The sequence below is a fragment of the Kordiimonas gwangyangensis DSM 19435 = JCM 12864 genome, assembly GCF_000375545.1.
Taxonomy (GTDB): Bacteria; Pseudomonadota; Alphaproteobacteria; order Sphingomonadales; family Kordiimonadaceae; genus Kordiimonas; species Kordiimonas gwangyangensis.
Genome location: NZ_AQXF01000005.1, coordinates 424,428 through 435,384, shown reverse-complemented (window position 1 = coordinate 435,384; position 10,957 = coordinate 424,428). Strand labels below are relative to the sequence as shown.

At 61.1% G+C, this 10,957-nt stretch carries 12 protein-coding genes; all 12 read left to right on the top strand.

What is annotated here, in order from left to right; all coding sequences use genetic code 11:
- Positions 1 to 13: 13 nt before the first annotated feature.
- The 12 genes from B150_RS0116010 to gspN are packed head-to-tail and all read left to right on the top strand — an operon-like array spanning position 14 to position 10,949.
- Positions 14 to 898: a type II secretion system protein N gene (locus B150_RS0116010; RefSeq protein WP_020400960.1), complete on the top strand. Its 885-nt coding sequence runs from the start codon at positions 14 to 16 to the stop codon at positions 896 to 898.
- 23 nt (positions 899 to 921) lie between these two features.
- A complete protein-coding gene (gene gspD, locus B150_RS0116005; RefSeq protein WP_020400959.1) occupies positions 922 to 2,904 on the top strand; it encodes a type II secretion system secretin GspD in 1,983 nt (660 codons plus the stop codon).
- A 4-nt stretch (positions 2,905 to 2,908) separates the two neighbouring features.
- Positions 2,909 to 4,405 carry a type II secretion system ATPase GspE gene (gene gspE / locus B150_RS0116000; protein WP_020400958.1) on the top strand — a complete coding sequence of 499 codons (1,497 nt, stop codon included), beginning with the start codon at positions 2,909 to 2,911 and terminating at the stop codon, positions 4,403 to 4,405.
- A complete protein-coding gene (gene gspF / locus B150_RS0115995; RefSeq protein ID WP_020400957.1) occupies positions 4,392 to 5,612 on the top strand; it encodes a type II secretion system inner membrane protein GspF in 1,221 nt (406 codons plus the stop codon). The genes gspE and gspF overlap by 14 nt, the downstream gene beginning before the upstream one ends.
- A 12-nt stretch (positions 5,613 to 5,624) precedes the next feature.
- Entirely contained in the window at positions 5,625 to 6,080 is a 456-nt protein-coding gene (gspG, locus tag B150_RS0115990; protein WP_020400956.1) for a type II secretion system major pseudopilin GspG, read from the top strand.
- 16 nt (positions 6,081 to 6,096) lie between these two features.
- A complete protein-coding gene (locus B150_RS21530) occupies positions 6,097 to 6,594 on the top strand; it encodes a prepilin-type N-terminal cleavage/methylation domain-containing protein (RefSeq protein ID WP_020400955.1) in 498 nt (165 codons plus the stop codon).
- On the top strand, positions 6,584 to 6,970 hold the full coding sequence (gspI, locus tag B150_RS22650; RefSeq protein WP_020400954.1) for a type II secretion system minor pseudopilin GspI: 387 nt from the start codon (positions 6,584 to 6,586) through the stop codon (positions 6,968 to 6,970). The genes B150_RS21530 and gspI overlap by 11 nt, the downstream gene beginning before the upstream one ends.
- Positions 6,967 to 7,608 carry a type II secretion system minor pseudopilin GspJ gene (gene gspJ, locus B150_RS22645; protein ID WP_020400953.1) on the top strand — a complete coding sequence of 214 codons (642 nt, stop codon included), beginning with the start codon at positions 6,967 to 6,969 and terminating at the stop codon, positions 7,606 to 7,608. The genes gspI and gspJ overlap by 4 nt, the downstream gene beginning before the upstream one ends.
- Positions 7,605 to 8,630: a type II secretion system minor pseudopilin GspK gene (gene gspK, locus B150_RS21515; protein WP_020400952.1), complete on the top strand. Its 1,026-nt coding sequence runs from the start codon at positions 7,605 to 7,607 to the stop codon at positions 8,628 to 8,630. Before gspJ ends, gspK begins: the two co-directional genes overlap by 4 nt.
- Complete coding sequence (gspL, locus tag B150_RS0115965; RefSeq protein ID WP_020400951.1) at positions 8,627 to 9,724, top strand: type II secretion system protein GspL; 1,098 nt, start codon at positions 8,627 to 8,629, stop codon at positions 9,722 to 9,724. The genes gspK and gspL overlap by 4 nt, the downstream gene beginning before the upstream one ends.
- Positions 9,721 to 10,203 (top strand): type II secretion system protein GspM, encoded by a 483-nt coding sequence (gene gspM, locus B150_RS22640; RefSeq protein WP_020400950.1) that lies wholly within the window; start codon positions 9,721 to 9,723, stop codon positions 10,201 to 10,203. Before gspL ends, gspM begins: the two co-directional genes overlap by 4 nt.
- Complete coding sequence (gene gspN, locus B150_RS0115955; RefSeq protein ID WP_020400949.1) at positions 10,203 to 10,949, top strand: type II secretion system protein N; 747 nt, start codon at positions 10,203 to 10,205, stop codon at positions 10,947 to 10,949. The genes gspM and gspN overlap by 1 nt, the downstream gene beginning before the upstream one ends.
- The last annotated feature ends 8 nt before the right edge of the window (positions 10,950 to 10,957 follow it).

Here is a 10,957-nt window from a genome sequence, read left to right as displayed (position 1 = left end):
AGTAACGGAAAATATGGAAAACAGACTTCGCTCTTTCTTCGCCGCAGGTAAAAGTCGCGGCACACAGACCCAGAATGGACGGCAGGCCGTCCAGATGGCGGGCCCCCGTTCGGTCCGCTTTGGTGTATTATTGTGCGAAGTTGCGGCCACGCTCGCGCTCGCATGCGCGGCGGTCAAGCTGACCCACGACCTGATGGAGCCCGAAGCGAAGCTTGCGCCTGTCACGCAGGTCTCCGCTGTGGGCGCGCGTGAGAGTGCAGACCTTTCCGTCCTGACATCCTTTGATCCTTTCTTCCGTGCCGTCAGCGGCCCAACTGCGGTAACCGACAGCGCCGCGCCTGAAAGCTCGCTCAAGCTTGAGCTTTACGGTATGCGCGTCGACGGTAACGGCAAGGGTACGGCCATCATCTCCAATTCCGGTGAGGCCGGGCAGAAGCTCGTGCGCGTGGGGGAGGATATCTCCGCCGGCATCACACTCGCGGGTGTCTATGCCGACCGGATCGAGATCAGCCGTGCTGGCGTGCGCGAGGCTATTTACCTCAAGCCCAAGGGCAGCCGCGCTACCACCACTTCAGTGGCCGCCCCCCAGTCCGCGCCGCGTAAAGTGGCCGCGACCAGTGGTGCCGACCTCCTGAATTCCCTCGCCAAGCTGAAGCTTGAACCTGTGCGCCGTGATGGCCGCCTCATGGGCTTCCGCGCGGGCGAGGGCGCTGACACAGCCATGCTCAGCACCTTCGGGCTTGAGCGCGGCGATATCCTGACCGGTGTGAACGGTAGCCCGCTCACCTCCTTCGAACGGCTGAAAGAATTGCCCGACGAGTTTGCAAATGCCAGCAGCCTGACGCTTGAGATCGAGCGCAACGGCGCGCCCGTCACCCATTCCATAGACCTTCGGTAACGCTTCCTGAGATTGAAAACGCCATGCTGAAAAACATCCTGAAAAAGACCGTCCTGATCGCCGCGCTGGGCTTTAGTGTGCCCGCCTTCGCGCAGGAGCATGTGCTCAATTACCGCGATGCGGACATCCGGGTCTTTATCGACGATATCGCCGCGCTCACGGGCCGCACCTTCATCATTGACCCGCGTGTGCGCGGCAAGGTGAATGTGGTCTCAAGCGCTGAAGTCTCGAAAGACGGTGTGTTCCAGACCTTCCTTTCGGCCCTGCGCGTGAACGGCTTCACCGTGGTGACCACATCCTCAGGCGCCCTCAAGATCGTGCCGGACGAAGAAGCCGCACAGGAAGCAGGCCCGATTGATGAGGACCGCCGTGGTGACCAGCTCATCACCCGTGTGTTCACGCTCAAGTTCGCCGATCCCTTGGCCGTGCAGGCGGCTGCCAAGCCGTTTGTGTTCAAAAACGGCCGCACCTTCGCGCGGCGCGGCATGCCGCACCTCATCGTGACCGACTATGCCGATAATCTCTCCCGCATTGAGAAGCTGATCGCCAGCATGGATGTGGACAAATCCGTCATCCGCACCATCGCGCTTGAGAATACCTCAGCGGGCGAAATGGCGGACATCGCGCTCAGCCTCTCCTCGCAGCCGGGCTTTGAGGACAACGCCTACGCAACGCTTTCGGTCATCCCGCTTGAAAGCAGCAACACCATCATCCTCAAGGGCCAGGCGGAGGTGATCGACATGTTCCTGCCGGTCATCCAGGACCTTGATAAGAACAACGCCTCACGCGGGGACCTGCGCGTGATTTACCTCAAGCACGCCAGCGCGGACACACTTCTGCCGATGCTGGAGACCATCACCCAGTCGATCCGGAAAACGGACGGCGCGGTACAGACCGCGGCCAATGAAGTGACGGTCTCCTCCTACGCCGGCGCCAACGCCATCATCGTCAACGCAGCGCCTGAGATGCAGCAGAAAATCAGCTCCATCATCCGCATGCTCGATGTACCGCGTGCGCAGGTGCTTGTGGAAGCCATTGTTGTTGAAGTGTCGGAAGGCGCAGCCAAGGACCTCGGCGTTCAATATGTGCTCGCGGGCGGCGACAAGGACGGCATCCCCTTCACCGTGGCCAACTATTCCAACACCGCGCCCAACGTGCTTGCGGTGACCGGCGCGCTGGTGGTGGATGATGACAGTGGCTCTGGTGACGACGACAGTGGCAGTTCGTCCACGTCGGATCTTCTGCGCGCCGCGGCGGTTGATAGCCTGCTCGGCTTCAACGGCTTTGGCCTCGGCGTTGGTGGCCGCACCAAGGGCGGCGGTGTGTTTGGCGTGATCCTCAATGCGCTGGCGAGCGATACGGGCAGCAACATCCTCTCCACGCCCTCAATCGTGACGATGGACAATGAACCAGCGAGCTTCCTGTCGGGTCAGGAAATCCCGATCACGACGGGCGAGACACTTGGCAGCGCCAACTCGAACCCGTTCCGCACCGTTGACCGCAAAAACGTGGGTATCCAGCTTGAAGTAACCCCGCAGGTGAATGAGGGTGACGAAATCCGCCTCGCCATCCGGCAGGAGATCTCCTCGATCGCCGGGCCGATCAACAAGGATTCGACCGACCTCATCACCAACAAACGTGAGATCCAGACAACCGTGCGTGTGAAAGACGGTGAGATTGTCGTGCTGGGTGGCCTCATTCAGCAGAATGAAAGCACGTCCGTTGAGAAAGTGCCGTTCCTCGGCGATATCCCGATCCTTGGCCATGCGTTCCGCTCGGACAGCAAAAGTACACAGAAAACAAACCTGATGATCTTCCTGCGTCCGACCATCCTGCGCGGCAGTGAGGACATGAGCGCGGTCACCTCCCGCAAGTATGACTATATCCGCGCGAAGCAGGCCGGCGTGAAATCGCAGATGCCGATTGATGAACTGGTGCGCGACGTCATGGGCCGCGCCGAGGTGCCGGAAGGCGAAGTGCGCATCCTTGAGAACAGCCCGGAATAACGCGATGAGTGAGCGCCTGGACCCAATCCTCAAATACAGCTTCGCCCGCGAATATGGCTTCGCGCTGGTGGCATCTGGCGTAGACGACGCCACCGTGATGATACGCGACGGTGCGGACGCCATGATGCTGCGCGAAGTGCGCCGCGCCATTGGCCTGCCGCTGACGGTCGAACGCGCGTCGGCCAAGGATTTTGACGCGCATCTGTCGAACCTCTATGCCGCTGACGGCATCGGCGCGCATATGGACACGGACGTACCGGTTGAAAGCCTCGACAGCGCGCTTGAGGGCATGCCGAAGGCGGCTGACCTCTTGGCGAACGATGATGACGCACCGGTTATTCGCCTGATTAACGGCATGATGGCGGAAGCGGTGAAAACCAAAGCGTCGGACGTGCACCTTGAGCCGTTTGAAAACAAACTGTCCGTGCGGTTGCGCGTTGACGGTGTGCTGGCTGAAGTTGCCAGCCTGTCGGCGCGCCTCGCGCCCTATATCGTCTCCCGCATCAAGGTGATGGCGCGGCTGGATATCGCAGAAAAACGCATCCCGCAGGATGGCCGCCTGTCGCTCACCCTCGGTGACCGTACCTTTGATGTGCGGGTGTCTACACTGCCGTCCCGGCACGGGGAACGTGTGGTGCTCAGGCTCCTCGATACATCACAGGCGCATCTGGGGCTTGAAGACCTCGGCATGGAGCGCGGGGTGCATGACGGCATTCTGGACGCGCTCGCGGAACCCAACGGTATCATCCTTGTGACCGGCCCCACGGGCTCGGGCAAGACCACCACGCTCTATGCGGGCCTGTCGCTCCTGAATGACCAGTCGCGCAATATCATGACGGTCGAGGACCCGATTGAATATGCGCTGGAAGGCATCAGCCAGACACAGGTGAATGCGAAAGTCGGCATGACCTTCGCGAACGGCCTGCGCGCGATCTTGCGGCAGGACCCGGACGTGGTGATGGTCGGTGAAATCCGCGATATGGAAACGGCGGAGATGGCCATTCAGGCGTCGCTTACCGGTCACCTCGTGCTCTCAACCGTGCACACCAACAGTGCCGTGGCGGCGATCACGCGGCTGCGTGACATGGGTGTTGAACCTTTCCTCCTGTCGTCCACCGTCAAGGCGATCCTCGCACAGCGGCTGGTGCGGCGGCTGTGCCCAAGCTGCAAGAAGCCGGCGCATGACGAGAAGCTTATTCGCAAGCAGCTTGGCCTCAAGAAAGACGCGGACGCCACTTTCTTTGAACCCGTCGGCTGCCCCGACTGTGGCGGCAAGGGCTACAAGGGGCGTATCGGCATCTATGAGCTTGTGAAGATTGACGACAAGCTGCGCCGCATGGTGCAGGAAGGTGCGGCAGAGCAGGACATGGAAGCCCACGCCTTCAAACACGCCAAAACGCTGTCCGATAGCGGCTGTGACCTTGTCGCACGCGGCATGACCACGGTTGAAGAAGTGCTGCGCGTCTCGAAAGTGCAGGGAGCGGCGGATGCTGGCGTTTGAATATGAAGCGCTTGACGGCAAGGGCCGCGCCCGCTCCGGCGTCATCACGGCGGAGAGCGAACGTGACGCACGCGAACGGCTGAAAGCGAACGCGCTGTTTGCCACCTCGCTGTCGCCCGCCTCGCAGAAACGTGGTGGCCGCAAGGTCAGCCTGTTCAAGCGGGATGATGTTATCTCCACCAAAGACCTCGCGCTCATCACCCGCCAGCTTGCGACCATGCTGGGCGCAGCTGCCACGGTTGAGGAAGCCTTGGGCGCTATTGCGGCCCAAGCCGAAAAGCCGGGTCCGCGCCGCGTGCTGACCCGTGTGCGCTCAAGCGTGATGGAAGGCCTCAGGCTCTCACAGGCGATGGAGCAGGAACCAAAAAGCTTTGACCCCCTCTACCGCGCCATGGTCGCGGCGGGGGAAGCATCGGGGGACCTCGCGCGTGTGCTATCAAACGTGGCTGAACACCGCGAAAAATCGCAGGAGACCAAAAACAAGGTCCAGTCCGCGCTCATTTACCCCATTGTGCTCGCTGTTGTGGCCGTGGCGGTGGTGACCGCGCTGATGATCTTTGTTGTGCCCAAGGTGGTCAGCCAGTTTGAAAACTTCGGCTCTGACCTGCCTGTGCTGACACAAATTGTGGTTGGCGTGTCTGACTTTCTTGTGGGTTTCGGCCTGTGGCTTTTCCTTGGCCTTGCGGCTGCTATCTTCGCTTTCATCTCGGCCATGCGCCAGCCGGCGTTCCGTATGCAGGTGCATACAGCCCTGTTGCGTGTGCCGGTCATTGGCCGGCTTATCCGCGCGGTGAACGCGGCGCGATTTGCCCGTGCGCTCGGCACGCTTGTCTCGGGCGGCAGCCCGGTGCTTGAAGGCCTGATGGCCGCGAGAGAGACAGTCCGGAACGACCGTATGCGTGCAGCCCTTGACCGCGCGATTGACCAGATCCGCGAAGGCATGGGCACCTCAGCCGCGCTCAGGCAAGCGGGCGAGTTTCCGCCCATGCTTGGCTATATGGTGGCGGCGGGGGAGAAAAGCGGCCAGCTCGCGCACATGCTTTACCGCGTTGCAGACTATCTGGACGCCGAATTTGACGGCTTCACCAAAACGGCGCTCAGCCTGTTGGAGCCACTGATCGTGATTATGATGGGCGGGATTGTGGGGGCGATTGTGCTGTCGATCATGCTGCCAATCCTCAAGCTCAACAGCCTCGTGCTCGGGTAACGGAGAATGAACATGAAACGTTTTGCAAACCTGCTGAAAGCCCTCGCGCGCGTAAGCCGCCGCGATGAAGGTTTCTCGCTTATTGAGCTCATGGTGGTGATCGTCATCATCGGGCTTCTCACCACCGTTGTGGTTATCAACGTGCTGCCAAGCCAGGACCGCGCGATGATTGAAAAAGCCCGCACGGATGTGAGCCTGCTTGACCAGGCGGTTGAGATGTACCGCATGGATACGCTCAAATATCCCACACTTGAAGAAGGCGTTGAGGTGCTGGTGAACCCGCCAAAGGGCGCCAAATTCCGTTCGGAAGGTTACATCAAAAGCCTGCCGAAAGACCCATGGGGCAATGATTATCAGTATCTCATCCCCGGTGAACATGGCGCTTATGACATCTATTCCTTCGGGGCCGATGGCCGTCTGGGCGGCGAAGGCATGAACGCCGACATAGGCAACTGGAAAAGCGAATAGGGCATAAGGCACAGCCATGCGCGCGCTCTCGTCAGACAAAGGTTTTTCGCTTGTTGAGATCATGGTGGTGATGGCCATCATGGGCTTGATGGCGAGTGCCGTTGTGCTGGCGATGCCTTCGAAAGACGACCGGCTTGAGCGTGCGCTATCGGGCACCCGCAGCTATATGACGGCGCTGGGCCGCACGGCGGTGACCACAGGTCGTGCGGTGGGCCTGCGCTTTGACGATAGCGGCTACACGCCGCTGGTGCTGAAGGGAGGCGTGTGGGTCGCGGACAGCACGCTTGTGGGCCGCGCGCGCACATGGGACGGCGCAAGCCTTGTGGGCGTGGAGCTGGACGGTGCGGCGGTCAGCCTCGAGCTGAAGCGCGGCGAAGTCCTGCGCCCCCATGTGTGGTTCCTGCCGACAGGCGAAGCGGCGAGCTTCAAACTCTCGCTTGAGGTGGAAGGCGAACGCGGCAGCGTGCAGGGCAGTGGCACCGGCGCTATCGAGGTGGTGGCCCATGCAAGCTGACTTTAAGCAAAAGCTCAAGTCCGATGGCGGCTTCTCGCTCCTTGAACTGCTGGTGGCGATGGCGGTGCTGTCGCTCGCGGCCGTCACGCTCTTGGACCATCAGGCCTCTGCCGCGCGCATGACAGGCCGGGTGCAGGAACAGGCACTGGCCGCGATTGTGGCTGAGAACCGTTTGGCGCTGCTCTCCGCGCAGGAAGAAAGCCCGGCCATTGGCAGCCGCTCGGGCACTGAGGACCAGTTTGGGGTTTCGTTCCGCTGGGCCGAAGTGGTGCGCGTGGTGCCGGGGTCCGAGCTGATGTCGCTTGACGTGACGGTCACCGCTGAAGGTGGTGATACCCCGCTTGCCAAGCTCACTGCGTTCCGGAGGGTCGAATGAAGACGCTCAGGCAAGACGCAGGTTTCTCCCTTGTGGAAGTGATGGTGGCGATGCTGATTTTCGCCTTTGTCTCGGCGGCGGGGGTTGCCATTCTTATCAGCTTCAACTCTGGCGAACGCGCGATGGCGAGCGCTGATGACTTCATCGCCGATATTCAAACCACCAAAAGCATGCTGCGGGCTGACCTTAGCCAGGCGGTTGAGCGCCCCATGCGGGACGTGGACGGTGGCAGCTTGCCGGTGTTCATGGGTGGCATGCCTGCGCCTCGGTTATCGACCGGTGGTGAGGGGAGGGCAGAACCTTTCCTTCGGCTCGTGCGCGGCGGTCATCTGGCGGCGCTTGTCAGCGATGATGCGCCAGCCGTCCAGCGGGTCGAATATGTCTTCACCGACGGCAAGCTTGTGCGCCGGGCTTTCGCCCGGCCGGACGCCACACCCGAAACCCCGGTGACGGAGCAGGTGCTCTTGGCCAATGTCGAGGCTGTCCGTGTGCGGTTCAGGAACGATGCCGTCTGGTCGGTCGACTGGCAGGGCAAGGCGGGGGAGCGCGGCAGCATGCCCTCGCTCATGGAGCTTGAGTGTGATATCATGGGCCGTGGCACGCTTCGGCTGACCATGCAAGTGGGGGCAAGCGCATGAAAAAAGCGTTGCACAAATCCCGCACAGTTTTCGCACACTCCTTGCACACATTTTCGCACGATCGCGGCGCGGCGCTCATCACTATCCTGATGCTTGTCGCGCTCATGAGCGTGGGTGCCGCGGTCGCGTTCGACCGGCTCGGCTTCTCGATCAAACGTGCGACGGCGGTAAAAACCCATGAACAAGCAAGGCTTTACGCGCTTGGCGGTGAAGCCATGGCGCTTGCGGCGGCGGAGGAGCTTTACCGCGCCAACGCCAAGCTGGTGGCGCTGGTGGGTGGCCCCGGGCAGGCGGTTTCCTACCCGCTTGATGGTGGCACACTCGATGGCACACTGATGGATGCGACAAACTGCTTTAATATCAATAGCTTGGTGGTAAAGCAGAACAATTTCTTCATCGCAGACCCGGCAGCCATGCAGCGCTTCGTACGTCTGACAATGGCTGTCGGCTTCTCGGAATTTGAGGGCGAAAAACTCGCCGGCAGCCTCGCTGACTGGCTCGATAGTGATAGCCGCCCGCTGCCGTCGGGCGCGGAAGACTATGATTACGCTAACCTTTCTCCCGCCTACCGGGCGGCCAATACCTTGGTGGCAGACTTGAGCGAGCTTCGCCTTGTTCGTGGTTTCACGCCTGCGGTCCGTGCCGCGCTTGAACCACATCTCTGTGTCCGGCCCAATACTGACCCGGTCAAGCTAAATGCCAATACCCTAAGGGTTTTTGACGCCCCGCTCCTTGTCGCACTCGTTGGCAAGGGGCTTGACCCGCAGGCGGCCCAACGGGTTTTGGCGGAGCGTCCGGCCGCGGGCTATGCCGACAATGCGGCCTTCTGGCGCCACCGGGCATTTGAAGGCATGACGCTTGACCAATCCGTCCGGTCCCGCATTTCGGTCAAACCGCAAGCGTTTGATGCCCGCATTTCTGTTGAATATCATGATGCGACGGTGGAGCTTTCCTCCACCCTCGCTGTTGGCGATGACGGCAAGGCCCATGTCATTGCCCGCAAGTTTGGGGTGATCTATTGAGCGACTATCTTGTTATAAGCCTTGATGAATTCGGGACAGGCATCACCGCCGCCGGCCGTGTGTCGAAGGCAGGCGACTGGCTTGAAGCTGTGCCGCTTGATAGCATCGGCAGTGTGGAGGCGAGCGAAGTGATCGCGGTGCTGACAGGCACCGGCGTCACCGTCTGGCGCGAAAGCCTGCCCAAGCTGCCAGCGGCCAAGCTGGCCCGCATCGTGCCCGGCATGATGGAAGATCGCCTCGCGACACCAAGCGCTGATCACCACTTCGCCATCTGGCCTGTAGGGGATGAGAGTTTTGTTGCGGTAACGAAACAATCATTGATGGACAGCGTTTTCACTACGCTTCGGGCCCATGGCCTTGAGCCCTCGCGCATTGTGCCTGACTTCATGTTGGTGGACATGGGCGAAGCGACCGCTGCTGCTATCGGGCTCGATGGTTTTGTGCGCGTCCGCCAGCCGGAGGGCACGGGCTTCACCGCCGAGCGTGCGCTCGCGGAAGCCATGCTGCCAGAGGGCAGCGCTGAGGGTGTGGACCTCAACTGGAACAGTCTTCTGGCCCGTGCCGTGACCGCAGACTTCAATCTTTGCCAAGGCCGCTTTGCTGCCCGCGCTGATGTGATGGCGTTCGTGCTGTGGTTCCGCCGCGCCGGGCTGATCCTCCTGGCCGCTTTTGCTGTCTGGATTGCCGCAACGTTGATGGAAACCAGTAAGCTCGCGGACAGCACCGAAGCGGTCTATGCCGAGACAGAAGCGCTGTTCCGGTCCAGCTTCCCAGATGTCAAACGCATCGCCAACATGCGCGCGCAGGCCCGGCAGGAAGTGATGAAGCTCAGGCAGCAAAGCGGCGGTGAATTCCTCAAGCTTTCGGGCATCCTGTTCAAGGAAACCAGCCTGTCGGACGGTACCCTGATGGACGGCCTGCGCTTCGATAACGCGCGCGGCGAACTGGCGGTGACCCTCTCCTTTGCGTCCTTCGCGGAAGGTGAGGCGTTCAAGAAAAAGCTCACCGCCGCAGGTATTGATGTCAGTGAAGGCGGCAGCCGTCAGGAAGGGGCCCGCGTGGTGACGGACCTGGTTTTGAGGAGCGCGTCATGAAGGATTACTGGAACAACCTGACCGCGCGTGAACGTCTGATGCTGGGCGTCATGGCGGCGCTGTTGGCTGTGGTTGCCCTATGGCTTGGCATCATCCGTCCGCTGGAAGCCGCGCGTGAAAGTGCTGCGCGGGATCATGCGGCAGCCGTTGTGCTTTATGAAAGTGTGGCAACGTCAGCGGCTGAGATGCGCGCACTTTACGCGGAAGGCCGCGATGCCAAGGCGAAAGCTGGTGATGAACCGCTCCGTGTCGTGGTGGCAGTGGCGGCGCGCACGGCGGGGGTTTCCATTAGCCGTATCCAGCCGGGCGAGGACGGTACGCTCACCATCTGGGCGGATGATGTGACCTCGCCTGCGCTCTACGGCTGGCTCACTGCCCTCGCAAGCGAGCGGCAGATCACGCCAGTGAAGGTCTCCTTGCAGAAAGCGGGCAATGGCCAGCAACTCAGGGCGCAAATCCAGTTCAGTGAGGCAAGCTGATGTTAAGCCGTAACCATCTGGCGCTGGTCTTTGCCGCGGCATTCGTGCTGTTGTTTGTTGTGCTCATGCCAGCAAGGCTCGCGGTTTCATGGCTCGGCCTTGATACGCGCCTCAGCTACAGTGACGTGCAGGGCACCTTGTTTCATGCCGAGCTTTCCGGCGCCACCTACCGAGGCATGCCGCTTGGCAATGTAACGGTTGAGCCGTCTCTCGGGGCACTTTTTACGGGCTCCCTCTCGGGCGATGTTCAGGTGCGTGGCCAAGGCATTTCTGGCAGCGCTGTGGTCCGCGAAACTGACGCCGACATATACAGCTTCACCAACCTTAAGCTAGTTACGCCTGTTGCAGCGGGCGCTGATGGCTGGCCGCTGCGTGGCAGTCTTTCGCTCACGGCATCTGAGCTGGTGCTCGGGCCGCAGGGCTGTATGGGCGGTAGTTTCACCCTGCGCACCGACGCATTCAGTAGTGCACTAAGCCAGCTTGGCGCGGGCGAGCTTGTGCTCGTGGGCGATGGCGCTTGTTTATATGGTCAACCAACCATGGCGCTTGCGGGCGAAAACGAGCAGCTCTCGCTCACACTAAACGCCAAGGGCATGACGCCGGGTACATTGGTTGCTGAGGTAACGCTGATCCCAAAAGCAGCGCTTGCTGGTCGTGACGACTTGCAAATGGCGCTTAATTTTGCTGGACTGCGGCGGAACGGGAATGCCTGGGCTGGCGAGATACACCTGCCGCTCGGGTTCTAGGCCAAGGG